The sequence below is a fragment of the Mesorhizobium sp. ISC15 genome, assembly GCF_037162615.1.
Classification (GTDB): Bacteria; Pseudomonadota; Alphaproteobacteria; order Rhizobiales; family Rhizobiaceae; genus Mesorhizobium; species Mesorhizobium mediterraneum.
Window position 1 is genome coordinate 6,747,122 of record NZ_JAVSPX010000001.1, and the last position, 24,260, is coordinate 6,771,381.

24 protein-coding genes and 2 pseudogenes are annotated in these 24,260 nt (G+C 60.0%); 16 read left to right on the top strand and 10 right to left on the bottom strand.

Annotation, left to right across the window (positions count from 1 at the left end):
• Window positions 1-60 precede the first annotated feature (60 nt).
• Window positions 61-237, top strand: coding sequence for a hypothetical protein (locus RPG13_RS32370; RefSeq protein WP_337126912.1), 177 nt, complete (start codon window positions 61-63; stop codon window positions 235-237).
• A 132-nt stretch (window positions 238-369) separates the two neighbouring features.
• Here the strand turns inward: RPG13_RS32370 and RPG13_RS32375 are convergent, their stop codons facing one another.
• From RPG13_RS32375 to sctI, 7 genes are all read right to left on the bottom strand, one after another.
• Window positions 370-1,296 carry a LysR substrate-binding domain-containing protein gene (locus RPG13_RS32375; RefSeq protein WP_337126913.1) on the bottom strand — a complete coding sequence of 309 codons (927 nt, stop codon included), beginning with the start codon at window positions 1,294-1,296 and terminating at the stop codon, window positions 370-372.
• 2,359 nt (window positions 1,297-3,655) lie between these two features.
• Window positions 3,656-4,288, bottom strand: a complete 633-nt coding sequence (gene sctO, locus RPG13_RS32380) for a type III secretion system stalk subunit SctO (protein WP_337127092.1) — start codon at window positions 4,286-4,288, stop codon at window positions 3,656-3,658.
• Window positions 4,285-5,652, bottom strand: a complete 1,368-nt coding sequence (gene sctN / locus RPG13_RS32385; RefSeq protein ID WP_337126914.1) for a type III secretion system ATPase SctN — start codon at window positions 5,650-5,652, stop codon at window positions 4,285-4,287. The genes sctO and sctN overlap by 4 nt, the downstream gene beginning before the upstream one ends.
• Before the next feature lie 3 nt (window positions 5,653-5,655).
• A complete protein-coding gene (locus RPG13_RS32390) occupies window positions 5,656-6,309 on the bottom strand; it encodes a FliH/SctL family protein (protein ID WP_337126915.1) in 654 nt (217 codons plus the stop codon).
• Window positions 6,288-6,995: a hypothetical protein gene (locus tag RPG13_RS32395; protein ID WP_128177498.1), complete on the bottom strand. Its 708-nt coding sequence runs from the start codon at window positions 6,993-6,995 to the stop codon at window positions 6,288-6,290. Before RPG13_RS32395 ends, RPG13_RS32390 begins: the two co-directional genes overlap by 22 nt.
• A gap of 12 nt (window positions 6,996-7,007) precedes the next feature.
• The gene (gene sctJ, locus RPG13_RS32400; protein ID WP_337126916.1) at window positions 7,008-7,775 is read right to left on the bottom strand and encodes a type III secretion system inner membrane ring lipoprotein SctJ; all 768 of its coding nucleotides are present in this window, start codon (window positions 7,773-7,775) and stop codon (window positions 7,008-7,010) included.
• Between the two features lie 19 nt (window positions 7,776-7,794).
• Window positions 7,795-8,220, bottom strand: coding sequence for a type III secretion system inner rod subunit SctI (gene sctI / locus RPG13_RS32405; protein ID WP_337126917.1), 426 nt, complete (start codon window positions 8,218-8,220; stop codon window positions 7,795-7,797).
• A gap of 20 nt (window positions 8,221-8,240) precedes the next feature.
• Here sctI and RPG13_RS32410 point away from each other — a divergent pair, with 20 nt between their 5' ends.
• The 7 genes from RPG13_RS32410 (at window position 8,241) to RPG13_RS32440 (ending at window position 15,404) form a co-directional block, all read left to right on the top strand.
• Window positions 8,241-8,585 (top strand): hypothetical protein, encoded by a 345-nt coding sequence (locus tag RPG13_RS32410; protein WP_337126918.1) that lies wholly within the window; start codon window positions 8,241-8,243, stop codon window positions 8,583-8,585.
• A gap of 644 nt (window positions 8,586-9,229) precedes the next feature.
• A complete protein-coding gene (locus RPG13_RS32415; RefSeq protein WP_337126919.1) occupies window positions 9,230-9,958 on the top strand; it encodes a type III secretion system chaperone in 729 nt (242 codons plus the stop codon).
• 46 nt (window positions 9,959-10,004) lie between these two features.
• Window positions 10,005-10,499: a SycD/LcrH family type III secretion system chaperone gene (locus tag RPG13_RS32420; protein WP_189522611.1), complete on the top strand. Its 495-nt coding sequence runs from the start codon at window positions 10,005-10,007 to the stop codon at window positions 10,497-10,499.
• The gene (sctE, locus tag RPG13_RS32425; protein ID WP_337126920.1) at window positions 10,492-11,508 is read left to right on the top strand and encodes a type III secretion system translocon subunit SctE; all 1,017 of its coding nucleotides are present in this window, start codon (window positions 10,492-10,494) and stop codon (window positions 11,506-11,508) included. Before RPG13_RS32420 ends, sctE begins: the two co-directional genes overlap by 8 nt.
• Before the next feature lie 49 nt (window positions 11,509-11,557).
• On the top strand, window positions 11,558-12,688 hold the full coding sequence (gene sctB / locus RPG13_RS32430; RefSeq protein WP_337126921.1) for a type III secretion system translocon subunit SctB: 1,131 nt from the start codon (window positions 11,558-11,560) through the stop codon (window positions 12,686-12,688).
• A 35-nt stretch (window positions 12,689-12,723) separates the two neighbouring features.
• Window positions 12,724-13,260, top strand: a complete 537-nt coding sequence (locus RPG13_RS32435) for a hypothetical protein (protein ID WP_127208158.1) — start codon at window positions 12,724-12,726, stop codon at window positions 13,258-13,260.
• Between the two features lie 53 nt (window positions 13,261-13,313).
• Complete coding sequence (locus RPG13_RS32440; RefSeq protein ID WP_337126922.1) at window positions 13,314-15,404, top strand: secretin N-terminal domain-containing protein; 2,091 nt, start codon at window positions 13,314-13,316, stop codon at window positions 15,402-15,404.
• Window positions 15,405-15,783: 379 nt separating this feature from the next.
• Here the strand turns inward: RPG13_RS32440 and RPG13_RS32445 are convergent.
• The 3 genes and pseudogenes from RPG13_RS32445 to RPG13_RS32455 all read right to left on the bottom strand — a co-directional run.
• Window positions 15,784-16,958, bottom strand: a pseudogene (locus RPG13_RS32445) (IS5 family transposase); the annotation flags it as partial.
• A gap of 2 nt (window positions 16,959-16,960) precedes the next feature.
• A pseudogene (locus tag RPG13_RS32450) lies at window positions 16,961-17,369 on the bottom strand (IS91 family transposase); the annotation flags it as partial.
• 509 nt (window positions 17,370-17,878) lie between these two features.
• Window positions 17,879-18,172, bottom strand: a complete 294-nt coding sequence (locus RPG13_RS32455; RefSeq protein WP_287066532.1) for a hypothetical protein — start codon at window positions 18,170-18,172, stop codon at window positions 17,879-17,881.
• On the opposite strand from RPG13_RS32455, the gene RPG13_RS32460 reads away from it, so the two are divergent.
• The 8 genes from RPG13_RS32460 (at window position 18,056) to istB (ending at window position 24,068) form a co-directional block, all read left to right on the top strand.
• A complete protein-coding gene (locus tag RPG13_RS32460; RefSeq protein ID WP_287066521.1) occupies window positions 18,056-18,304 on the top strand; it encodes a hypothetical protein in 249 nt (82 codons plus the stop codon). The two genes, RPG13_RS32455 and RPG13_RS32460, sit on opposite strands and share 117 nt — an antisense overlap.
• 154 nt (window positions 18,305-18,458) lie before the next feature.
• Complete coding sequence (locus RPG13_RS32465; RefSeq protein ID WP_337126923.1) at window positions 18,459-18,887, top strand: hypothetical protein; 429 nt, start codon at window positions 18,459-18,461, stop codon at window positions 18,885-18,887.
• Window positions 18,888-18,939: 52 nt separating this feature from the next.
• The gene (locus tag RPG13_RS32470) at window positions 18,940-20,166 is read left to right on the top strand and encodes a tyrosine-type recombinase/integrase (protein ID WP_337126860.1); all 1,227 of its coding nucleotides are present in this window, start codon (window positions 18,940-18,942) and stop codon (window positions 20,164-20,166) included.
• Window positions 20,163-21,107 carry a tyrosine-type recombinase/integrase gene (locus tag RPG13_RS32475; protein ID WP_287307412.1) on the top strand — a complete coding sequence of 315 codons (945 nt, stop codon included), beginning with the start codon at window positions 20,163-20,165 and terminating at the stop codon, window positions 21,105-21,107. The genes RPG13_RS32470 and RPG13_RS32475 overlap by 4 nt, the downstream gene beginning before the upstream one ends.
• On the top strand, window positions 21,097-22,092 hold the full coding sequence (locus tag RPG13_RS32480) for a tyrosine-type recombinase/integrase (protein ID WP_287307411.1): 996 nt from the start codon (window positions 21,097-21,099) through the stop codon (window positions 22,090-22,092). The genes RPG13_RS32475 and RPG13_RS32480 overlap by 11 nt, the downstream gene beginning before the upstream one ends.
• Before the next feature lie 183 nt (window positions 22,093-22,275).
• Window positions 22,276-22,563, top strand: a complete 288-nt coding sequence (locus RPG13_RS32485) for a hypothetical protein (protein ID WP_337126924.1) — start codon at window positions 22,276-22,278, stop codon at window positions 22,561-22,563.
• Window positions 22,564-22,579: 16 nt separating this feature from the next.
• On the top strand, window positions 22,580-23,266 hold the full coding sequence (locus RPG13_RS32490; RefSeq protein ID WP_337126925.1) for a Mu transposase domain-containing protein: 687 nt from the start codon (window positions 22,580-22,582) through the stop codon (window positions 23,264-23,266).
• 70 nt (window positions 23,267-23,336) lie between these two features.
• Window positions 23,337-24,068: an IS21-like element helper ATPase IstB gene (istB, locus tag RPG13_RS32495; RefSeq protein WP_337126926.1), complete on the top strand. Its 732-nt coding sequence runs from the start codon at window positions 23,337-23,339 to the stop codon at window positions 24,066-24,068.
• The last annotated feature ends 192 nt before the right edge of the window (window positions 24,069-24,260 follow it).

Genomic DNA, 24,260 nt, shown 5'->3' on the forward strand with positions numbered 1-24,260 from the left:
GCGGTGGGCTTACGCGCCACGGGGGCGCGTATGCAGGTAACAGAAATCGATAGCAGCCGGATGTCCATTCGCATCGAGCCGGGCAAGCGCGGCGAGGACCGCCATGAGTTGGCGTCGCCGCAGCTGCTGGCTGCTGGCGACTTTACGCGTCTCCTGTGCTTGACCAAGGCGGAGCAATGGCTGTTTGCCCGGAGCAATGCGCGCGTCATAGGCCTGACACAGAAGACGCACACATAACGCTCCACAAGAGGACAGCGCTCACAGGCCATAGCTGTAACCAGCTCGTGGGTTCGTGGCTAAAATCGCTCGGTCGCCTTGAAAACGGTGCCCAAAGACATAGCGCTTGGATTACTTGCCTCTCGACAACTTCTAAATCGGGACGCGCTCCCATTCGGCGGGCAGCGCTTCACTAAAGCGCTTTTCTACCCGCGCGGCGAGCAGTGCACTTGCCGCCTCGGCGGCGGAGGTGAGCGGCATGTGTGCGGATGACATGAGGCATGCTGTCAGATGAATTGGCGGATCGATGACGACAGGCCTCAGACCGTCGTAGCCTGGAATGTCCGAGAAATCCCCCTTGGGAACGATCCCACTTGCTACGCCGGCTTTGACCAAGGAGAGCACGCTGCAGAACGTGTCGACCTCTGCCACGCAGTTCGGTATCACTCCGGCCGCTCCAAACGCCCGGTCCAGCGCCTCGCGGATCGTATGCGGCTGCGCTGGCAGTACAAGCGGAATTGCCGCCAGCGTCTCGAGGGACACGGATGTTGCGGAATTTTCTGCGTTGGCAGGCCGGATCAGATAGAGGCGCTGGCGGAACAGCGGTTTGCGGGAAACACCGAGTGTGGGTGTGTCCTCGAAGACCATGCAAACGTCAAGCGCCTGCGATTCCATGAGCGGCCTGATGCGGAGAAAGTCACCGGTAACCAAGCTCAGCGTCACTTTGGGGAGTGCCGTCCTGCAGGCGGCCACCAAGGGGCCGGCGAGGGAGACGGCGAGCGTCGAAGACATGCCTAGCCGCACCGAACCTTCTGGCTCTCCCTCCGTGGAGCGAACGATGCCGGGCAGTCGCTCTACCCGCTGCAAAATGGAGATGGCCTCCCGATAGAAAGCCTTGCCCACTTGAGTGGGGCGAACGCCGCGTGCGCTGCGGTGCAACAGGGTGGCGCCGAGCATGGTTTCAAGGCCAGCGATCTGCTGGCTGAGGGCCGGCTGGGCCACATGAATGGTGGCCGCTGCCCGGCAGAAGCTCCCAGCATCGACGATGCTCACGAAATAGCGGAGGTGGCGTAGTTGCATGGGATAGCCTTGACAAGTTTGAAGAGACGTAGATTGCGCCTGATGCCGCTTGTGGCCGTGGCGGCATCATCTGTGTTTTCAAAGAGGCCGAAAGTGACGCCATTTTGTCTCTGATGTTGATAGGCTCCAATCGACAGCGAGCGAGCTGCTGCTTTGCGATCCGCGGCAACGTACTTCGCGAGAAGATTTGATCGGCGCACTCCAGGCGCGCGAATAAAGGGGTGAAATTCTCGTTGAATGCGCCTTCCTGCCCGGCTCGTCTCGCCGCGGGGTCCTAGAACTGCTCAAAGGAAATGCCTGGCATTCAATCCCGCAGCGACAAGGAGCGGCCGGCGCTCTTCGTCTTTTATGAGGACACCGTACTCCTACGTCCTCGACTTGCGCCAATACCCCGGCAGAGTGCATCCGGTCACGAGCACACGGTTCGAACGCCGGCGGTCCAAAGCCTGTAAACGACCCTAATTCGTCTCGCATGACTATCGCTGCGCCATCGAATGCACTTGGACATCACGATGCCATGTTGTGGACTGGGACACCTGCAACCAATCTTTTTCGTGCTGCGATAAAGCACTCCGCAAGATCCAGGCCAAGTTGCGCAGCCGAAAATAGGTGCTCGTTTTTGGCGAGCGTTGTTGCCTTCCCAACAGATTGGCGGATTGTTGACATTGGGCATTTGCTTTCGCGCAAACGAACAGATCAGATGTTCAGCGGGCAAGCAATTTGCAAGGGCCCGCCACTTACCCTTCAGATCGGTTCCAGTAAGCACCCTACGACTCGGCCCTTCTGCTTCGACTTTGGCGCCGTACCCGTCGGTAGGGCGAAATGGCCAAGATCGCGCGGTAGGGCTAGGAGCGGAACCTTTCCCTCGCGCGAAGGAAACTCTGACGCTGGTTCGTCGCGACCTTCCGCAGACCGATGACCGCTGCGATCTGGAGCGGCCTGAGCGGCGATCAACGGGTTCTATTTGGTCTTGCCGCAGGCTTGCCGCGCATGCCGGATCGAGCGGAAAATGGGCGACGGGACATGTCCGGGAAAACTCGGTCAGATTGCTGAGCGGGTTCAGCCCGAACGATATGCTGAGTATGTCGCAGACAAATCAACAGCTGCCTGGCGCCGCCAGCCACCGCCGGCGGCTCAAGAAAGGCGACAAGCGGCCATCCCGGTCCAGGTTATCTGGGAGAGGTTGACGCGATGCCAGCCCGGCGCGGATCGCTTTTGCCGCGCTGATGATTCCCGGCGTGATGCAATCACTCGCGCCCAGCTTCAATTTGCCTCACCCAGCGGACCAGGAGGGCCTGGTCGCGCTAGTCCTATGCTTGGCGACCCCGATGAGCGCAACTTAGTCCTGATGGATATCGGACCGGGCTTGGCAGGACTCGAGCCGATCTCCAGGAGCATCTCGTCCTACTTGCCGAGGGACTTGAGCAGCCCTGGGATCGCGCCTCCGCCATCCGGGCCTTCGGAACAGGTGTGGGGGGTGCGTTCCGTCTCCAGCCGCGTCTCGTCGCCCTTGCCGAGGGACTTGAGACTGGGGAGTGCGCCTCGGCCTTGGAGGCCTCGGTCTTGTCAAATTTCGCCGAGGGGCTTGATCAAGAGCATCGCGCCTCGCCCTCCAAGGCCTCGGCACAGGCGTGGGAGGGCTTGCGCTGGATCGCCAGGAACGTCTTGTCAAGCTCGCCAAGGGGCTTGAGGACCAAGAGCATCGCGCCTGGGCCCTCCGAGGCGGCCTCGGCACAGGCGTGGGAGGGGTTGCGCCGTATCTCCAGGAGCTTCTTTTCAAGCTCGCCGAGGGGTTTGCGTCAAGGCATCGCGGCACGGCTTTATCTGGCCTCGGAGCCGGCGTGGGCGGGACTTGCGCGGAAACCTCAGCGCGGTCTCATCCGCCTCGCGGAGGGACTCGACCAGCCTGCACATCGCGTCGCGGCGCTACGGGGGCTTCGGGGACGGGCTGGCAGGGCTTGAGCCGGACCTCCAGAACCGTCTCGTCCACCTCGCCGATGGCATTGAGGACGCTCATCGCGCCGATGCTCTCGTCGCCCTCGCGGGAGGCGTGGCGGAGCTTACGCTCGAGCTATAATGGCGCATCGCTGCCCTTGCCGACGGCCTCGCCCGGCCGGAGCATCGGGCTCACGGCTTGGCAGCATTGTTGCCTAGGCGGTAAGCGAGATTACGGCTTGCCGACGTCTTCAACAGTGCGTGGAATGAGTTGAAAGCCGATCGCAGCTGGATCAGACTACCGGCGACACGTGGACCCTATCGATACTTGTTGCGGGGTTTTTTCGTTGTCCTTCGTCCCGTTGGCTCAACGGCCGCCAGCATTGGTCTCGCTTGCTTCAGTCTCTGGCATGATCTCTCAACGTCATTGCGAGCGATGCCAACCGCCAGGACAGCGCAGGCGAAAATCGAGCACCGAATCGCTTTCCGGAATTTCGCGGAATCGCGATCCGCCAATCACGGACAACGAATGGCCGCTCCACATCCGATGCAGGTTCACCGAGAGATTATTATCTTGCTCCCCGCTCTTGTTCCGCACCTGGGCAAAATCCTCCAATTCCAAATCCGCTGCGCGCTTCTCCTCCAGGGTGGCGTCGGTGCGCAAGGCTCGAATGAGATCCTCGAATTTGCTTACCTCGCGCCACGCCTCACGTGCCGCACTGTATGCCTCCTCACGTGCCTGCCGAGCCAGGTCGGCTTTTGCCCTAGCCTGTTCGAGGCGCTTTTGCAGCAGCTGCTCGTGCTCACGCAGCGAGATCATCTCCGCGTTCACCTCTTCGAGGTCAATGAGAGCGGCGGCTTCCCCGATTAATGGACCATATAGCGCGGCTTCGCGACGGGTAAGATCTTCGCGCCATCCGTGAAGATCGGTCAAGGCGGTTGCGACAGCCGAGACAGCATTGTCGAGAGTGGTGTGCGTCAAGCGCAGCGCATCTTCGCCCCGGCGGCGCCGCATTGTCTTCAATTCGAGAAGGCGATCTACGGCTCCGGGAATCATGCCAGACACACGGCAAGCTCATCGAGCATTGCGTCGAAGCCGATCTGCTCCTTTGTCGACTGCCGCAAGAAGGTCCGTATGCGATCTATCCTTGCGATCGCTGCATCGGCGAGCGGTTCGGCTCCTTCCCTGTACTCGCCGACGTGTACCAACAGTTCTACCTCATGGTATTTGGCCATCAGCTCCCGTAGCCTGCCCGCCAACCGCTCATGTTCCGACGACACGATAGCGCTCATGACGCGGCTGACACTCGCCAGAACGTCGATAGCGGGATACTGGTTCGACATCGCCAGGGCGCGTGAGAGCACGATATGACCATCAAGGACGGATCGGGTTTCATCGGCCACCGGTTCGGCCATGTCATCGCCCTCCACGAGCACGGTGTAGAAGGCCGTTATGGACCCCCGATGGTTTTTCCCAGCGCGTTCCATAAGCCGCGGCAGGGAGGCGAAAACTGATGGCGGGAAGCCACGCCGGGTCGGCGGCTCACCGGCCGCGAGACCAATCTCCCTTAGCGCACGCGCGAAACGGGTCACCGAATCCATGACAAGGAGCACACGCTGTCCTTGGTCGCGGTACCATTCGGCGATCGTCGTGGCGACATAGGCCGCCTTGGCCCGCTCCGTTGCGGGGCGGTCGGAACTGGCAACGACCAAAACTACTCGTGATCGCTTTGCGCCGACACTGTGTTGGATCAACTCCTGCACCTCCCGGCCACGCTCGCCGATCATAGCTATCACGATCACGTCGACCGCTGCGCCACGCACCAGCATCGACATCAGGGTACTCTTGCCCCCGCCTGCAGCGGCAAAAATGCCCATGCGCTGTCCCTCGCCGCACGTTAGGAGACCATCGATCGCCCGTATGCCCACAGGAAGAGTCTTGTCGATGATAGGACGGGTTAAGGGATCCGGTGCGTCCCTGTAGACAGGCATGCGGGCTTCCGGAAGCAAGGGCCCCTTGGTGGATGCGTCCAAAGGTCGCCCGAAACCGTCGAGTACGCGCCCGAGCAGGTTCCAGCCGGTCGGAACCATGAGGGGCTTTCCCGTTGGGATCACTTCAGTGAGCGTGGAGAGGCCCTGCATTTCCCCGAGCGGTGTCAGAATGGCGACATCGCACTGCACGCCGACGACTTCCGCCGACAGTTCGAAGTCGTTCTCCAGATTGCGGAGAGTGCAAAGGTCGCCAATGCGGGCGCCCGGCACCATGGCACGGATTACCGTTCCGACGATGTGGAGGACACGTCCGCGGACGCGCATTGTCGACGCCTGTGCAACTGCTCTTCTTGCGCGCTGGAAGAAAGGATCGATGTTCTCGTGCTCGGGGGTAATAACGGCGTTCGTCGGCTCGGCTGGCTCGGACATCACTTAGGCTTTTGGAACGTTGCAATTGTCTGGCTTTGCAGAGACTGATAGGCCGTTACGCAGGCCACTTTCAATCGCGGCAAGCTGGCTCTCGATCGTGGCGTCGACCAGTCCGGCATCGGTCTCGAGAATGCATCCGGCATCATTTACGCGCGCGTCGCCAATCAGGTCGACGACGGTGCGCGATGTCGCCGTCGGGAGGATATCGTCCAACCGGTTGCGGACTTCCTCGAGGAGCGACGGTGCCACGCGTAGCCGGACGAGGGAGCTGTGGCCCGCGAATTTCAGACCGCGCAAAGCGATCTGCACCGCCGCCTCCACCGGCTCGACGGTGTCGATGATCCGGCGCGCGATCTGCAGACCCATTTCTATGATCTGCTCCTCATGTTGCGCCATAATCCGCAGAGACTCCGTAGCGATCGCGGTCAAGCGGGCATCGATCGCCGCTTGTGCTGCAGTCATTCCAGCCTCTTTGGCCCTCGCCTCGATCGCTCGGGCGGATGCGCGCGCGGCATCGATGAGCGCACGGGCTTCGCGCCGTGACTGCGTAAGCACTTGCTCGGCATCCACCAGTGCCTGTGCGCTCCCGGCCGACAAGATTCGCCCAGGGCCGAGGATACCGGCCGATGCAGGTGTCAGTTGAACCAGCGCGACCATGTCGGCATCCTCTTACGGACCAGGCGCCGCATCGCATGAAATGCGTCCTCGCCAGCACTGTCGTCACGACAGTTCTCAACCGCCGTCGCCCAGATTGGCGCGGGACGGCGCAAGCCTAGCCGAGTCCGCAGCATTTGCGGAATGCCACCAATCGCCAGACCGAACATCGCCGCGCCGCATTGAAGCAAAGCGCTGGGCGCGGGCGGAATGTCAGAAGCACCGAGCGCCGACATCAGTTTGGTAGTCGGTCGCGGTAGAAGTGCGGCTTGCGAAGCGAATGTGACGGCTTCTTCACCGAGGGCCGCGCGAACCGCTGCGATATCGGTCGTCCGAAGAAGTCCTGTAAGGCCGGATGCACCCACCCAGGCGCCGGCCAGGCGCATGAGGCGCACGGCGTCCGGCGCGGGGAGGAACGCGAGCCGGCTTCGTCGCGCCGCACCGGCGAAAATGATGGCGGACGGTTCATCACTTTGCCCACGAAGGAGCCAGCCTCCAAGCTTAATACGAGTGAACGGGTCCGTCTGGACCTTGTCCAGGGGCATCCATTCGGGCCAACCATGCGCCATTGTGAAATCGAGATCAGCGGCAGGATCGGCAATGCAGCACATCACGGCTCTCGCCCACGGTGCTTCAAGCCATTCATCCGATACTGCTGCTGTCCCGCGGATCACTGATGAATTGTTCAATTTCGGTTAATCTCATTGAGCCGCTATGGCGGAGGTCTGACGGAGGCGACGCCATAACAGGAACCCGAGGACGCCATTGCCGATCAGCAATACCGCTATGCCGCATACAAGCCCGATCACCAGATGGGCTGTGCCGCTGTCTTCTGTCGTGACGACGGCTGTTCTATCGACGGAACGCAATAATGGCTTATTCTGGCTCGCCTCTACGAGCACGACGGAGACTCTTTCATAGGATAGGGCTTCCAAGCTGTTTGCGACGAGCTCCTTGATTTTCGGTACCATCTGATCGACGGTAGTGCCGGGTGCGTAACGGACAAGGACGGCAGCGCTCGACGGCAAGGACTGGTGTCGACCATCACCCGTCTCTTCGGGTGACAACACCACATGGACCCGGGCATTGAGCACGCCATCGAAGACTGACAGGGTCCGCGACAGCTCCTGTGTGATGCCATAAATGTAGCGCACGCGCTCTTCTGTCGGCGATGAGATCATGCCTTCTTTCTTGAAAAGACTGCCCATATCGACGTAGAGGTCGTGAGGCAGTCCGGCGCCGTTCAACAGTTCCATTGCAGTGGGAACATCCTTAATATCTACCGACAATGAGGCGTTGCCGCTGTCGTCCGTGCTTTTTTCGGCATAGATGCCTTGCCTCATGAGCAGTGCGAGCATTTCGTTCGCTTCGTGCGCCGGAAGATTGCGGTACAGCTCGAGCTTCGATCCGCAGCTCCCCAGCGTCAACAACAAGAGAAATGTCGCCAGCCACTTCAGTACGAATGTCACACCCGTCCACCAGCGTAGATCATTGGTTTTTCAGGAAAGTATCCAGGCTTTGCGTGGCCTTGCCGACCACCTTGGCCAGTAGGTCACACTGTAGGGACAAAGCTGAGATCGCGAGCTGTGCATTCAGCCAATCGCCTGAGTGGATTCCTTCCATACCCGCTGTGCTATGAGCGGCTTCGATGGCGTGGGTAAAGCTGGCGCTTAGCTTCTCCATGCTGCTGAGGATGGCGTCTCCCGGTGTGCGGGCGACGCCAGATCCGCGCGCCACCTCGGTCGATTGGTCGATTGCACCGGTCGCTGACCTGTCGTGCTGCGGCGGCAATTCGGGCCGGTTGAATTCGGCGCGAAAGGCGTCCAGGGATTCAGTCGATGTTTCCGACACAAATGCAGTGTCCGTTGGCAAAACGGACGTCAGCGCCGCTGGGTTGATGCTGTTCACGTTCATCAGATGTCCCTCTCCACAGCATGTCCGATCGAGTTCTTGCCAATAGCGGCAACGAGTCCATCGACATCGGGATTTCCAACCGTAACCCGCCTGAGCACGGCATCGCGCTCGCTGAGCCGTCCGGAAAGATGGAGAGCCAGCGCGCTGAACGCCAACCCATATGCGTCGTTGGTTTCCGAAAGCGGACGGAGCTGCTCAAGCGCTGCCACGATATTTCCTACCGTCAGATCCGCAACGGCGTAAGCGATAACGGACTCCCTGCTGCCCGGCGCAAGAGCGTCAAGTCCTTTCGCAATCCGCCTGGCCCGCACTACGTCGTTCGAAATGCAAGCCAAGAATGCCGCTTCGGCAAGATTGCGCCGTAAGCCGACCCCAATTTCAGTGCGACTCTCAGATGGCACAGAGGTACACGAACGAGACATCGTATATCGAATTTCCCTTCTCTGGCCAAGTCGCGCGTCATCTTCGGGTGACCATGCCATCTGCTACGGACCGATTCTAACGCGCCTACAGCTTCTTCAAATCGCTCCCGCAACGACCGGCATTCCGTTTCATCCTCAATTTGCACCCGGGACGGCTAATCCACACGCCGGCAGCCACGTCAATAAAGGATTTTGCCGACCGGTTGGCACGCAAGAAGACATCATATTTCTCACTGCAATGTTATTCAATAGAGTGCCAGGAGCAAATATAAAGACGATATGCGTCCATACTTTCTGCATATGCGCACTGAACGGGAGAGCATATTCGTCGTCCACATCTCAGCTGGTCGCTTCAATGCCATCATGCCTGCCGATGTATACATATCCATACGATATTGGTCGTTCTGTTTCATTTTGGGTATTGGATCAATAATCCGTGGGCCTATGGCGGTTCAAGGGCCTGGGAACTGGGGCGCAGACGCCATCAAGCCGAATGTGGGCAAGGCTCTCGGCTTGTGGAAGAAGGGAAAGCGAGGGTGGCACCAGCGTCGGCAGACGATGTCCTGTTAGTGGCTTTGGAGTGCTTGTTGAAGAATTCGGATCGTCCTTGCGCCTCGCCCGCGGCTGTAAAGCGCATTGAGCTCACGGTCGACGGCGTCGGGATCGTCTTGGAGGCGACAGGCGTACGATCAGTGCGATTAACCAGCAGGATTGCAAAGACAGTGCCGGACAATGAACTGGAGATCCGTGAATTGCTCGGAGAGAACCTGCTCTTCCGTGTCTCTGTCCAGGTGGCGCTCTGTGCCGATCAAGGCGGTGCTCTGCTGCTTTGGGCTGACATTGATCACGTCGATGGCGATCGGGCGGTTATAAGGGAACAAATGGTGTCATTCTGCAATGCGGCGATCTATTGGAATGGAATTTGCCGCCGCAGCATCAACCAGTCGCTGCTCTCCAACGATCAAAACTTTGCGCGCGGGCCCGATGTCAGTTGCCACAACGCTTGCGATTCCACGCGTGGACGTATGGATGGCAAAGATCTCGATGGGACGATGATGAGTTCGCGGCAAACGATCGCGCAGGTGGAGAGCTTCTTGAGAAAAGGTCGGGAACAACTCGACCGGCAAGCTGAGCTCTTGGGCGACTATGCCATGACCGGCGATGCCATTTCCGCATTTGTTGAGGCTCAAGACGAGAGTTTTCAGCAAGCTTACACATGTGAGCGGCAGGCGGTTCTGAGCGATCGCATGACCCTCACGTCCAATCAGCAGCCAGTACGTGCGCCGCGCGTTAAACCAGTACGGCAGTGGGTCTAAGGCGGTTATGAAGGAGGTAGAGGAGTTAGTGAGGGGCGGTGGAGAAGTGGACACTAATGAGGCTAGACGACTGGCGCGGCTTACCGAAAAGATCATCGCAGGGCGTACGGATTTGGCAGCTGTCATTGGGATCACGGATGACGAACTCGAGGCAGTCTACGCGCTCGGCCATCGCTTCTATTCTTCTGGTAGAAATGGCGAGGCGCTGATCTTCTTTCGTTTTCTATGCATGCACCGGTACACGGACCCGAGATTTTGGTTCGGATTCGGTGCTGCGAGTCAAATGTCCGGCGATTCAGCAAATGCCCTGCGTGCGTATGGATTGGCTGCGCTGCTGAACAAGGAGGATCCGCAGATCCCGCTTTGCGCTGCGAAATGCCTCATCAAGCTCAATCAGCGGGCGGCTGCTGTGAGCGCGCTTGAGAGCGTATTGGAGCTTAGCGGTGGAAAGCCGGAGCATAAGGCTTTCGCTCAGCGCGCGTCGCTGATGCTGCGCCAGCTCAGGTCCGAAGCAGCGCGTAAAGGAGCCTGCGATGCATAAGATGAGCATAACGGAACCAATCGGTGGAATGCGACTTAAAACCAGCGTGCTAACTCAGATCGACGCACCCACCCACAATTTTTCGGTTGGTTTCAGCAAATCGGGCGCTGAACTTGCGCTGCCGCCGGTGTTTGTCGGTGCTCCGGCGTCGCATGCGGCGCCAATGCTGCCCCCACCACGGGCCTTTGATGCGATGGAAGTAGCCGCGAAGTTTCTAGCCCTCAAGATGAAGATGGCCGACGCCCAGACTGCCGCGGGTATGGAGGATGTGCGGCACCGAGGTGAACTGCAGCGGCAGCAGAACGAGAAAATCGCCCGAAAGATCACTGACGCGGCGGAGAAGCTGAGGGAAGCGAAGAAGAGTTCGACCGCCATGAGGATATTTGGATGGATTGCGGTCGCGCTGTCGGTGGTAGTGGCCGTGGTCACCGGCGGGATTTTCGCCTTGTCGGCTGCAGCAGTGGCAGTGACCGTGGGGACCCTGACCGAGACGGGGGTCATCGAAAAGATGACGCAGGCCATTGCGAAGAGCCTGATCGAAGACCTGGGGATGGCGCAGGGTCAGGCCGAGATTTGGGCCACTGTCATTACGGGTTTCATCGTCCTTGCTTCTTCGCTGGCAAGCTTGGGTGCCGGTGCCGTGTCTGGTGGGTGGAATGCGGTGACGAGCATTGCCACGAAGATCACAAGGCAGGGCGATAAGGTGGCGAAGATTGCTATGGCAAGTCAGCGCCTTGCGACAGCGGCTCGGGCGGGCGAAGGTACTGCTTCGTTAGCCGAGTTCTTCGCAGGGGCCGCGAGCGGAATCATCAAGAAGCAGGCGACGGACGTCCGGGCGGAGACGCTGGATATCAGGAAATTCCTCACCAAGCTGGCCCAACTTCAAGAGGACGAAATGGCGCGCATCCAGGAATTGGTCCTCGGCATCAAGACCATGATGCAAAGAGTTGTCGATGCCATCGAGGAGCAGAGTCGGTCCGCGTCAACCGTCATACGGCATATCGGCTGACGAGCGATCATAGCTGTCCAGGCCCTACCAAAACGCTAGGAGAGTATGCATGCTACACACTGTCGTACAAGCAAACGACATTCGCGGCCCTCGTCTGCCGGGCCGCGATTTGGATGAACATTGGCCCTTTTTGCCTATGTTCGCGACGTCTAATGGCATGGGCGTGAGGTACGGCGAACTGATACCAACACCAGCCGACCTCTTCAAGTTGGCATCGGCCGGTTCGCCAACGCTGGAAGACATCGTCGTCCAAAACAATGGTGCCGAAACCGCTCTGGGAGCACGGCTCGCCTCAGTCGATATATATGCAGTTGATGCGTTGCTGCACAGCCTCAGTCTGAAGTTCCGGGAATTTGCAAGACTGGACCGGCAGGCCGCGCGTGACTGCGATATTGCGGCACAGGAAGCTGCTGCCAAGGCGCTTCGCGCTTCTGGAATATGTGAGCTGGTCGGCACGCTCCTAACCTCCGCCTTCGCGATAGCCGGTGCGGGCGTCAGTATTATGGGCGCGAGTAAAGCACAGACTCGCTTCGATGCGAAGCTCAGCGGTTTGAACGAAACGGGTTTTCGGGCTCATACGAAGCTGGCCGCAGAGCCATCTCCGAAGGCTAGCCAGCCGCCCCCCGTTGACCAGAACAGGATCTACAGAGCGCTTCGCGCTTCTGGGATACGTGAGCTGGTCGGCACGTTCCTAACCTCCGCCTTCGCGATAGCCGGTGCGCGCGTCAGCACTAAGGGCGCGAGCAAAGCACAGACTCGCCTCGATGCGAAGCTCAGCGGTTCGAAGGAAACGAGTTTCCGGGCTGACCTGCAGCAGCCTGAAGCGAAGCTGGTCCCAGAGCGATCCCCGGAAGCTAGCCAGCCGCCCCCCGTTGACCTGACTAGGATCTACAGAGCGCAGCAAGTCGCCCACGAGACGACCATGATCTGGAGCGGCCTCGCCACGGGCATGACCGAGGTCGGTAAGATCCCAGGTGCCGCCCTCAAAATGGGGGCAACCAGTGAGCAGGAGAAAAAGGCAAAGCTGGAAGCGGAGGGTACCAAGATGCGCTCTCGCGCCGACGACGAGAGTGAATTCAAATCAGCCTATGAAAAGATGATCCAGGACGTTCTGGACAAGCTTTCCGAGATGAGACGCGCGGACGCTGACACGAGGAGCAAGATCGTCAACATGGGGTGAGAGCAGGAACAAGTTAATCTGCGCAGGAAAGGCCAGTGGCAATGTCAAACGTGATACCCCCAAATCAACTTTCTCGCGATGCGTCCAATATCCCCCGGGCCGGGGGCGACTTGAGCGCGTTGGCACTGCTAATTCAGTTAGGGCGGTATAATCTTCTTGAGGATCAAGTTAAAGATGAATTCGAAGAAATGCAGAAGCGGACCGATTGGCTAAAGACCGCGAACTCCGCTCTGGCCGCGCTACGCGCCAACCGGCCTGACGACAAGGGAGTACGGTCGTATGGCGAGTTTGTGGACGCGCACGGCGAGACCCAAAATACCCATCAGTGGATGCTCGCGAACGGCATCGCTATCGAGCAGAAAGCATCCGATACCTCCGGTGTTCAGTCGGACTTCGATGCCGCTATCTCCAACCTGAAGGCGAGCATCGATACCGCAAATAGCGATTCGCACATGGCGCTGATTCGCCTGCAGTCGCTGATGGACAAGTTAAATCAGTGTGTTGAACTCGCGACCAACCTGTTGTCCAAGGATGGCAAAACCAAGGAGAATATTATCGGAAACACCAGGTAAGTATTCGCGGCCTAGCGATCAACTCTGTTTTTGTGAATTTAATGGGTGAACGGATGGCCATCGCAGGCAGGAACACTGCATTGATTTGTTTCCCTTGGTTACTGTTGCTTCTAGAGGGGTGCTCCGGCAGTGGTGCGATTGCCGAGCGCGGGGTTTTGCTGAACGCACCGTCCTTCGTCCCGTCTGACTCCGCGGTTTTGGGAGAACGTCGCGGACCGCAGACTAACGGCTTTGAAGTGCTGGGGCAGAGGCAAGCGCGGCCAGTGGCAGCCACAGGGGAACGGAAGCTGCCGGTGGTGTCGGATAGCAGGCGGGTGAGCCTTGACTTTGCGAATGACGACATTCGCCAGGTGGTGCAGGATATCGTAGGTGATGTGATGAGAATGCCCGTTGTCATCGATCCTGGCGTTGGAGGGAAAATGACCCTTCATACAGCACGGCAGGTGCCCGTGAGTGAGGTGCCGCGGCTTCTGGACAAAGCCCTTGCGCCGCACGGCTATGGACTGGCTGCGGGTGATCAAGGAGTGCGGGTGGGGCGCTTGGCTGACCTCCCGGGCGGCATGCAGAGCAGCGTTCAAATCATTCCGGTGCGGTATGTTGATCCGGCTGAGGTCATCGGGGTAATCCGACCGAACTTGCAGAACGGTGTTCGTCTCACGCTGGCGCCCGGAGGAAGAGGCATTGTTGTCAGTGGTCCGCCAGGATCCGTGAGTTCTGTGCGGGAACTGGTCGACCTCTTTGATACCGAAGCCATGCTTCACAAATCATTCGCGCTGTATACGCTGTCTCAAGCGAGCCCCGCCGATATTGAGCGAGAACTCAATTTGTTGTTTACGCAAAATGGCCAAGAGAGAGGGCTTGTCCAATTTGCGGCGCTAGAGCGACTGAATGGTATCCTTGTTGTGGCAGAAGATCCTGCAGCTCTCAAGCAAGTCCGCCAGGCGATCGCAAGACTGGATAGTGCGTCGGAGGCGTCGGCAAACATTCACGTGCGTCCACTGCTCTACCGGCGGGCTTCGGAAGCGGCGCATGTGCTGGCGCAAACGTTCGGCGCTGAGGCGCCCAGTGCTGTCCCGCCTGCACAGCCCGCGGGAATGTTCGGCAACCTCTCGCTGGGAAGCGGCGTATCCAATCGAGCCAGCCTGCCGGTCAATGTGCCAGGTCTGACGGCCGAAACGCCAGATGCGACCGTCTCAAGGTCGCACCCAGTGGACCAAACGGAAATGTCGGCGAACCGTCTTGGCCTCTCGGCGCCGGTGCGGATCCAGGAGGACCCAGGACAGAACGCGCTCGTAGTGCTCGCAGCACCGCACGACTACAAGATCGTGGAGACCGCGATCCGTCAACTCGATGTCAAGCCTCGACAGGTTCTCATCCAAGCTATCGTCGCCGAGGTGCGGCTGAACAATGGTCTGCGCTACGGCGTGGACTATCTTCTCTCCACCAAGAGCTTGGGAGCAGTTCCAAATGGTCTGTCGTATGTGTTCCCCAACACGGACGTCAACATTGTGTTACATGGGCTGAGCGCACTTGGGGAGGTCGAGGTTGTATCCGCGCCGCGCATTCTTGCGGTCAACAATCAAACCGCCACGATCCAGGTGGGCGATCAGATCCCGATCCTCGGCCGATCATCGCAATCTATCGCAAGCGGAAACTCACCCATCATGGGCGATGTCGAGATGCGCGATACAGGGGTGATCTTGGCTGTTACGCCCAGAATTGGTGCCGGTGGTAGTATAACACTCGACACGTTTCAGGAGGTCAGCACCGGCAACAGGAACACGCTTACCAATGTTCAATCACCGGTGATTTCGTTGCGCCGCCTCCGGAGTACCGTATCGATGCGAAACGGCGACACGATCGCTATCGGCGGATTGATGCAAGATAGCACCAACCAAGCCAATTCCGGGGTCCCTGTGCTGAAGGACATTCCGCTTTTAGGGGGACTGTTCCGCAGCACGGAATACGGCAAGGAACGGACTGAGCTCTTGATATTGCTCAACGCCCGCGTGGTTGACAGTGACGCCGACGCAAGAGCGCTGACGCAGGAGCTGCGTGAAAAGTTCGAGTCGCTGGCCCCCGACCTGGGCCGCCGGCTAACGCCGTCAGCTCAGCCGCAACGGCCGGTCCCAAGGCGACGGTGAAATGGGAGCAGCAGTGCTCTGATGAGTGGACCAGCAGCAGGGACGAACTCGTCGCCAACAGACGCTATGGGAGGCAAAGCTCCGCGTCCTCTCGGCGGAAACCCGCGCGTCACTATGACGGGTATCGGTCGACTTGGCAGCGCGTACAGTTGGCAAGCCAGAGTCGTCAGCGGCGCGGAGGACACAGGTGGGTCCAGCGGTCCTGCCTCTGGAGAGGCTGGCCCACGGTCCAATTCGCTCATGGATCGGACGCGCTCGGAGCTTGAACATCCAGAGGGTGGCGCGTCCGCACCAGTGATTTCCTGCACGACGCGTCTCCGTCGACTGTGAACAATCTTGATCGCTGAGTGGCAAGCTGCTTCGGCCGGTTCAGGAGCGCGGCGATCAAGAGCCACAAAAACGCCTTCAGCCACCTGAGCAGGAGGGAGAAGTTGTAACCGGCTGCGGCAAGGATGGCGTTGATCGCATCGCCTTGGGTGTGAGCGAGGTAATTGCGGCCCATTCTGTGTTCGTTCTTGATGTGGCCGATCACCGGCTCGACGGCCGATCGCCGCCGCATCTGGCGCTTGATGGCCGGTGTCACGCGGCGCTTTTGACCAGCGGTGGAGACCCTGAACTTATGGCTTTGCGGCGCGTTGTGGCCGCGATAACCGGCGTCGGCGAGAACGCGGCTGATCTCGTTGCCGATGGTCTTTTCCATGTCAGGGATGATCGCTGCGAGCGTGTGGCCGTCATAGGGATTGCCGGGCAGCGCTTTTGCAAGCAGGGCGAACTGGCCACCCTTTGAGCGCTTCAGCGTGGTGGCCACCGACACCTCCCCCCGAACTCGTAGGGCGCCTGAGCGCCCTCGCCGATGCATTCCACCTCGTGCGCATGCAGGCTGTAGATTTTGCGGCCGCGCTGGCGCTGACGCTGCTCGAGAACGGTGGAGGCTTGGTAGAGCGACCGTTTGAAGAGCGCGCCCAGTTCCGCATCGCCGGCGATCTGGCGGGAGATGTCGCGAATGGTCCGGCCGAGATAGGTCTTGAGCCTGCGCAGCGCCTTGCTGGCCCGCTTGAACTGCTTGGCGTGCGCATAGCGCTGGTGCTTGATCAGCGCCAGCTTGCCGACCCGCACATAGGTCTGGCGCAAATCCAGCCCCGCCCGTTTGGCCAGCCGCACCAGCCGCTCGCGGGCGCGGTGGATGAGCTTGGCGTCGGTCGGGAACATCACGTTCTTCGGCTGCACGGTCGTGTCCACGATCACTTGGCGCGTGTCGGTCGGCTTCATCGCCCCGGTCTTGACTGCAATGCTGAGGCTTTCCTGCAAAACGCGACGATCCGCTCCTCGCCCATGCGGCTGCGCCAGCGCGTCAATCGACGAGCGGTCGAACGGCAGTGCGTGGCGGACGAACTCTTCGCCGCACAGATACTGGAAGTAAGGGTTTTCCACCCAGCGCTCGCACAGCACCTCGTCTGACAGGTTGAAGGTGTGCTTGAGGGTCGCCAGCCCCGCCATCAGCCGGGTCGGCAGCGGCGGCATGCCGGGACCGTCCGAATCGACCGCACCGAAGCGCAGCGCGACAGAACCCGTACGGGGAGGAAAAATCCCGGCCGGCAGGCGATCCATCGCTGGTCCCCGGCCTTCGCCGTGGCAGGCTCGAGCGACAGGCCGCCGCGCGGCATGACGCAGTGGACATGCGGATGATGGTGGAGATTTTGACCCCAAGTATGAAGCACGGCGACCACGCCGATCTCGGCGCCCAGATGCCTAGGATAGGCCGCCGCCACCCTCAAGGCCTCGGATGCGGCCTTGACAGGATCGCATAGACCGCCGCCTTGTTCTGGAAGGCGATCTCAGCGATCTGGGCCGGGACGGGGAAGACCACGTGGAAGTATGGGACCGGCAGCAGCTCAGCCTACCGCCGGCTAGCCACTGGGCGCGAGCCAGGCCCTGGCACTTAGGGCAGTGGCGGTTACGGCAGCTAATGAGCGTCGCCCATGACCTGCACTATGGGCAGATCTAGTAATGGGGAGCTGGCAGCGACTTGATCGCGCTCTTGTGTGTGCCGCCGCCAACCCGGCTCACCATTACGAAGGGCGCTTGAGGAGCGCGATGAGCTGTCGGACGGCTGGAACGCGACGCGCCGCAGATGCGGTGGAACGATCGATTCCATGGCGTCGAGCTTCTCTGTCGGATCACCACGCGTGTAGATTTCAGTGGTCGTCAGAGTGGCATGTCCCATGGCCAGGATGCGCTCGAGCGACGGTCGCTGCATGCTGTTTGAGCAGATAGGCGAAGCCCCATCGGCTCAGCGGCACTCCCCGGGCGCTGATGAACACCTCGGGCGCTGCGACCCGCCCGCGAACGGCGAGTCAGGCGCGCAGGGCTGCGGCCGTGGTCTTCCACAAGGGAAGCTGTCCGTTCCCGCCGTCCCTTGCCCAGGACACGAATGCTCATCGACGACAGGTCGATGTCCTCGAGCTTCAACCCCGTCAGCTCGGACACGCGAGACCCCACAAACCGCCAGATGCAGCATGGCCCGGTCGCGGATGCCATCGCGCGTGCCGGGATCGGGGGCATCGAGCACCGCTTGCAGCTCCTCCCGTGTTTGGACTGGGGACCAGACGCCGATCCGTCTTCTTGAATGGGATCGCCAGGACGCGGCGGATATGCTCCAGGGCTGCCGGCTGCCTGTATTCGAGGAAGCGGAAGAAGGACTTGATGGCCGCCAGCCGGACATTGCGCGTCACCGGCGCGTTTTTGCGCTTGTCCTCGAGATACTCCAGGAAAGCTCTGATGAGACCGGCGTCGAGTTGCTCCAGCGTCAGCGCCGATGGCGAGACCTTCAGCCTCTTTGCAGCGAACGTGAAGAGCAGCTGGAAGCTCAGCGCATAGGAGTCGTGCGGATTCCGACGTGAAGCCGGCCGCCATTCCGATCAGACACCGGCCACCATTCCGGTATGAAGCCGGCCACCATTCCAACCAAAGACCGGCCGGTTTTCGGCACTGAAGATTACCTCCTGGGTCAGCAACTTTGGCATCAATTACCTCGCGATGAACGAGGACATTTTGATGCCGGCAAAGAGAAGGCTGACCATGAGACAGTTGAGACAAATGCTTCGGCTTGCCGGAAGCGGGACCAGCTCCCGCGAGATTGCGGTCGTGCTGGGAATAGCACGCAGTACGGTGCAGGATAATCTGCGGCGCGCAGCGGCAATCGGGTTGAGCTGGCCCCTGCCAGGCGAACTAACCGATGACGCGCTTGAGAACAAACTCTTCGCTCGCAATGGCGTCAAACAGGGCGCGCGGCGGCGCGCAGAGCCGAACTGGGCCGATCTTGCCGTCGAGCTCAAGAAGCCGGGCGTCACGCTCCTCATCTTGTGGGAGGAGTATCGAGGAAGTCATCCCGACGGATATGGCTATAGCCGTTATGTTGCGGCCAAATTTATGTTGCGGAAGCCCTTTTCTTTCTCAGGCGTCTGGCCGTCGTTGGGTCCTTGACGCAACATAACTTAATGGCTGGCTAGCAAGCCTTTTCCAATGGAGGTTTGCTATGGATGAGACGACTTTTTCCGGCCACTCGTCGGGCCACCACAATGATGACGCGCCGTTTGCCGAAGAGCGGAATCGTTACCTTCGCCACTGCGCGGAACGCGGCGCCACTCCCTTTTCTCTCAGAACCAAGCGCAGCGAGCTGTTGTGGATTGCTACGCGTCTCGGCCCGGATGCCGCTTCGGAGGGCATCGACATCGAGGCCCTCCGACAGATCGCCATTGAGAGGCAACAAGCCCACGGAGCCGTCACCGCGGCGCGAAGACTGATCGATATCGGACGACCTTGGCTTCGATTTCTCGGTTGGTGGCGTGAACCGAGTGCCGGGTTCGAGTATCAGAGCCAACTCGATGAGTATGTGAGATGGATGCGCGATGAGCGCGGCTTCACACCATCGACGCTCGAGCAATGGACCCGTGTGATCGGTAGGTTCCTGCGCTGGTGCGACCAGACGAACCGGCAACTCGGGGATCTTCAGGCCGGGGACATCGACGCTTATTTCGTTACCCAGGCGACGGGACGATGGTCCCGGGTGTCGGTCGCCAACACCGCTTCGGCTCTGCGCGGATTTCTGCGCTACGCAGGAAAGCGGGGAATGTGCGCAGACAGCCTGGCCGGATCGATTTGCCGTCCCCGGCTCTACCGACAGGAGTCTCTGCCGTACGCCCCGGACTGGTCAGACGTGCAGCGCATGTTAGCCGATGCCGAGACCGACAAGCCGCGGGACATCCGCGATCGTGCAATCCTGCTGCTACTTGCGGTCTATGGAATGCGCAGCGGGGAAGTAGTGGCATTGCGCCTCGATCAGATCGACTGGGCCGGTCGGACGCTACGGCTTTTCCGTTTGAAGCGCCGCCAGCCGCAGATTTATCCGCTCGTCTCGTCTGTTGCTGAGGCGCTCGCCCACTACATCGACACGATACGGCCATCGTCGTCGTGCCCGGAAGTCTTCCTCTGCATGCAAGCGCCCCGTCGGCCGTTGAAGGCGGGGAGCATCTATGATGTCGCGAACCGCAGATTTGTCGCGCTTGGAATCGAAGCGGCCCATCGCGGCGGGCATGCGCTGCGCCATGCCTGCGCCTCCCGGCTTCTTGCCGAAGGTCTGTCGATAAAAGAGATCGGAGACCACCTGGGGCACCGTAGCGCGGCGACAACCAGTATCTACGCCAAGGTGAACTTGGCAGCTATTCGCGAGGTTGGTGCATTCGACCTGGGAGCGCTGCAATGATGCTGACCGATGTCGTCGACGTTTATCTGGCCAAGCAGCGGTCATTAGGCATGCGTTTCGAGTCCGCCGAGGTGCTGCTGCGCAGGTTCTGCCGTGTGTTGGGCAATCCCGAGATCAGCGAGATTACCCCAGAGACGGTAGCCGCGTTTCTCCAAGGCAGCGGCTCGCTCAGCGCCGCCTGGATGCTGCGCTACAAAGTCCTGAGCGGCTTTTACCGGTTCGCCGTCAGCCGCGGCCATGCGACGTTCTCGCCGCTGCCGACAACAATCCCGAAGCTGCCGCCGCAACAGACCCCGTACGTCTACTCGACCGAAGAGCTACGTCGACTGGTGGACGCGACCTCGATCCTGAAGGTTGGGCACAGTCCTCAGGTGCCGGCAATTTATCGTACCCTTCTCCTGCTGCTTTACGGTACCGGTATGCGCATCGGCGAGGCGCTTCGCTTGGTCCTGCACGACGTGGATCTGACCGAGCAGATCATCACTGTCCGCGACACGAAGTTCTTCAAAACGCGTCTTGTGCCGATCGGACCAAAGCTCAACTGCGAGCTGGCTGCGCATATCGAACGCCGGCGCCTTCTCCCTTTGTCGCGCGGGCAAGAATCACCGTTGTTAACCACGCGCGATGGCCGGCCGTGGCACTACGTGCGGGTCATTTCCTGGTTCCAGCATGTCCGCCATGCCGCCGGAATCAGTTGTCCTGTCGGCGAGCTTCGGCCGCCACGACTGCACGATATTCGTCACACGGCAGCCGTGCACCGGGTGATTGCCTGGTATCGCTCCGGCCAAGACGTGCAGCGATTGCTCCCGCAACTCGCAACCTACCTTGGTCACATCGATATCCGTTCAACACAGCGCTATCTGCACATGACGCCGGATCTCCTCGATGCAGCCAGCCAGCGCTTTGCGCAATACGCAATGGGGGCCAACCATGAAGGATGAGAGCCTCCTTGGTCCGTGGATCCGTCGTTTCCTGTTGGAGCACCTGGTTGCCGAACGCAATCTTTCCCGCAACACCCAAGCCAGCTACCGCGACACGCTTACACTGCTGCTGCCGTTTGCAAGCAAGCAGGGAGGTCGTGCTATCGATCGTATGACGGTGGAAGATCTGACGCCGGCAATCGTCCGCAAATTCCTGGACCATCTGCAACGTGATCGCCGATGCAGCGAAGCAACCCGTAACCAACGGCTTGCGACCATTCATTCACTGGCACGCTTCATCGGCATGCGTTCGCCCGTCAACCTGGCCTGGTGTTCCGAGATAAGGGCGATACCATTCAAGAAGACGGCAAAGGCCGCGATCGGCTATCTCGAAAAAGCTGAGATGGATGCGCTCCTCGGCCAACCCGACAGGCGTGTGAGTCTTGGAGTGCGCGACCATGCCCTGCTGCTATTCCTCTACAACACTGGTGCGCGCGCCGATGAGGCAGCAAAGTTGACGGTCGGCAATCTTCAGCTGTGCACGTCCCCGTCAGTGCGACTCCATGGCAAGGGAAACAAGGTCCGGATCTGCCCATTGTGGCCAACGACGGCGATATCGCTGGCTCGCCTCGTGACCGATCGGGATAGGAGCGATGCAGTCTTTCTGGGGCGGATGAAGGAACCTTTGACACGGTTCGGAATACACCGCGTCGTGACGCAATATGCCGCCATGGCGAGCAAAACCGTGCCGACCCTGGCGACGAAGCGCGTCAGCCCTCATACGATTCGGCACACGACAGCCGTCCACCTCCTGCGTGCCGGTGTCGATATCAACACCATCCGCGCTTGGCTCGGCCATGTGTCGTTGGACACCACGCACATCTACGCCGAGGTTGATCTGGAAATGAAGGCCAAGGCGTTGGCCAAGGTTGATATCAGCGGCTTGAAAGAGCCCCCACGGCAGCGATCTCTGCCGTCATTAATGGCATTCCTGAAAGCCCTGTAGCGAACTCCCTCGCCGTTCTTCTTATGTGGTGGCTTGGGCCAAGGAAATCACCGAGATCCTTGGCTCATCCCCCCGAGACGCAACATAAATTTGGCCGCAACATAACAGGTGATATGTTCGGCATAACACTTTAGCCGGTTCTGCGAGCTCTTTCGCAGCTTCGAACAGCGGCTTTCGCCGACGATGCGCCAGGAACACGCCGCCGGCGACAAGGTCTTCGTCGACTATTCCGGCAAGAAGATCCCGATCGTTGATCGAGACACCGGCGAGATCCGTGAGGCGGAGATCTTCGTGGCAGTGCTGGGTGCGTCCAGCTTCACCTATGCCGAAGCAACCTGGACCCAGACACTGCCTGATTGGATTGGTTCACACATCAGGATGTTTCGTTTCTTTGATGGCGTTCCCCGACTGATCGTCCCCGACAATCTGAAGTCGGGTGTCAGCGCGCCAGCTTCTACGATCCGAGATTAATCGCAGCTACGGCAAGATGGCATCCCATTATGGCGGCGGGGTTCTTCCGGCACGGCCGCGACGGAACGGCGTGCGTTTCGCCCAGTCATGCATTCTGGGGCGGCTGCGCAACCAGACCTTCTTCTCGCTGGCCGAGGCCAATGCCGCCATTCGCCAGGCACTCGATCGCATCAATGATCACGTCATGCGTCGGCTGGGGGTCAGTCGCCGGCAATTGTTTGAGAGCGTCGAGCGTGCTGCGCTCGCAAGCTTGCCGAGCAAAGACTACGAATTCGCCGAGTGGCGTTTGGCCCTCGTTTCGACGGATTACCACGTCGAGTTCAAGACCTTCTTTTATTCCGTACCGCACAGCCTCATTCGCCAGCAAGTCGATCTGAGAGCAACGGCACGCATCGAGATCTTCCACCGCGGCAAGCGCATTGCCGTCCATCAGCGCCGCTATGGCGGCCCTCGTCATGGGACGGGTCCGGATCATATGCCCAGCTCCCACCGGCGATATGCCGAGTGGACGCCGGATCGTTTCCGTCGCTGGGCCGCATCCATCGGGCCGAGACGGAAGGCTTGGTTGTCGCAATCCTCGCCAGTCGCCCACATCCTGAACAAGGCTTTCGGACATGCCTGGGTGTCCTTCGCCTGTTTCGAGGTATCCCACACGATCGCGCCGAAGCCGTGCCAGCCCGCGCTGTCGAGATCGGTGGGCTGAACTGCAAGAGCATCGCCTCGCTTATCGCCAATCACAAGGCCGCAAGGCATTCCACCATCCGGCCATCGACATGCTGCGCGAACTCGGCCTTCATGGCATGGCCACCGCCTTCCAGGAGCTCGACGCACAATCCGAAGCACGCGGCCTCGAATATGGCGAATGGCTTGCCATGCTGCTCGAGCGCGAGGCTACCATGCGCCGCCAGAAGCGTTTCGAAGCCCGCGCCAGGGCTGCCAAACTTCGCCATGACGCACAAATCGAGAATGCCGACTTTCGCGCCGCACGCGGTCTCAATCGCAATCTGTTCATGGCGCTCGCCGGCTGCGACTGTATCAGAAAGCATCACAGCCTTCTCATCATCGGGCCGGCGGGCGTCGGCAAGAGCTGGCTGGCCTGTGCCCTTGGCCACAAAGCTTGCCGAGAGGATTTCTCCGTCGCCTATCACCGCGTTCCCCGGCTGTTTGCAACGCTTGCCCTCGCGAGAGGAGACGGACGTTATGGCCGGATCCTCAAGCAACTCGCCAAAACCGACCTTCTCATTCTCGATGACTGGGGACCGGAAAAACTCAATGATGACCAGCGGCGTGATGGGCTTGAGATCATTGAAGACCGCTACGAACGCCGATCAACAATCGTCACCAGCCAGTTGCCTCTGGATCGCTGGTACGAGATCATTGCAAGCCCAACTCTGGCCGATGCCATCCTGGACGGCCTCGTTAACAACGCCTATCGCATCGATCTCACCGGTGAAAGCATGCGAAAACAGCGCTCGCCAAGAGCCTCTGAAACAGCGCAAGCTTGACCTGAAACGAAACCCAACCCAAACGAGACCCAGGATCAGTCCGAAAAATGGCCGGCTTCAAATCGGAACACCGGCCGGAATGAAATCGGAATGACTGGCCGGCTTCAAATCGGAATCGATGGCCGGCTTCGTCGGAATACGCAGGAGTCGCGCGTATGCCGACTGGCGCCCCGCTGGCACGAATGATGAGGC

What these genes read in the sequence shown, in the direction of transcription:
- RPG13_RS32470 (WP_337126860.1), top strand. Translation starts at nt 18,940, where the DNA reads ATGGATGAGACGACTTTTTCCGGCCACTCGTCGGGCCACCACAATGAT.
- sctO (WP_337127092.1), bottom strand. Translation starts at nt 4,288, where the DNA reads ATGATTCCCGGAGCCGTAGATCGCCTTCTCGAATTGAAGACAATGCGG.
- istB (WP_337126926.1), top strand. Translation starts at nt 23,337, where the DNA reads ATGCTGCGCGAACTCGGCCTTCATGGCATGGCCACCGCCTTCCAGGAG.
- RPG13_RS32475 (WP_287307412.1), top strand. Translation starts at nt 20,163, where the DNA reads ATGATGCTGACCGATGTCGTCGACGTTTATCTGGCCAAGCAGCGGTCA.
- RPG13_RS32390 (WP_337126915.1), bottom strand. Translation starts at nt 6,309, where the DNA reads ATGGTCGCGCTGGTTCAACTGACACCTGCATCGGCCGGTATCCTCGGC.
- RPG13_RS32460 (WP_287066521.1), top strand. Translation starts at nt 18,056, where the DNA reads ATGCTCCAGGGCTGCCGGCTGCCTGTATTCGAGGAAGCGGAAGAAGGA.
- RPG13_RS32480 (WP_287307411.1), top strand. Translation starts at nt 21,097, where the DNA reads ATGAAGGATGAGAGCCTCCTTGGTCCGTGGATCCGTCGTTTCCTGTTG.
- RPG13_RS32490 (WP_337126925.1), top strand. Translation starts at nt 22,580, where the DNA reads ATGGCATCCCATTATGGCGGCGGGGTTCTTCCGGCACGGCCGCGACGG.
- RPG13_RS32375 (WP_337126913.1), bottom strand. Translation starts at nt 1,296, where the DNA reads ATGCAACTACGCCACCTCCGCTATTTCGTGAGCATCGTCGATGCTGGG.
- RPG13_RS32370 (WP_337126912.1), top strand. Translation starts at nt 61, where the DNA reads ATGTCCATTCGCATCGAGCCGGGCAAGCGCGGCGAGGACCGCCATGAG.
- sctE (WP_337126920.1), top strand. Translation starts at nt 10,492, where the DNA reads ATGCATAAGATGAGCATAACGGAACCAATCGGTGGAATGCGACTTAAA.
- RPG13_RS32440 (WP_337126922.1), top strand. Translation starts at nt 13,314, where the DNA reads ATGGCCATCGCAGGCAGGAACACTGCATTGATTTGTTTCCCTTGGTTA.
- sctN (WP_337126914.1), bottom strand. Translation starts at nt 5,652, where the DNA reads ATGTCCGAGCCAGCCGAGCCGACGAACGCCGTTATTACCCCCGAGCAC.
- sctB (WP_337126921.1), top strand. Translation starts at nt 11,558, where the DNA reads ATGCTACACACTGTCGTACAAGCAAACGACATTCGCGGCCCTCGTCTG.
- sctI (WP_337126917.1), bottom strand. Translation starts at nt 8,220, where the DNA reads ATGAACGTGAACAGCATCAACCCAGCGGCGCTGACGTCCGTTTTGCCA.
- RPG13_RS32465 (WP_337126923.1), top strand. Translation starts at nt 18,459, where the DNA reads ATGCCGGCAAAGAGAAGGCTGACCATGAGACAGTTGAGACAAATGCTT.
- RPG13_RS32485 (WP_337126924.1), top strand. Translation starts at nt 22,276, where the DNA reads ATGCGCCAGGAACACGCCGCCGGCGACAAGGTCTTCGTCGACTATTCC.
- RPG13_RS32410 (WP_337126918.1), top strand. Translation starts at nt 8,241, where the DNA reads ATGTCCGATCGAGTTCTTGCCAATAGCGGCAACGAGTCCATCGACATC.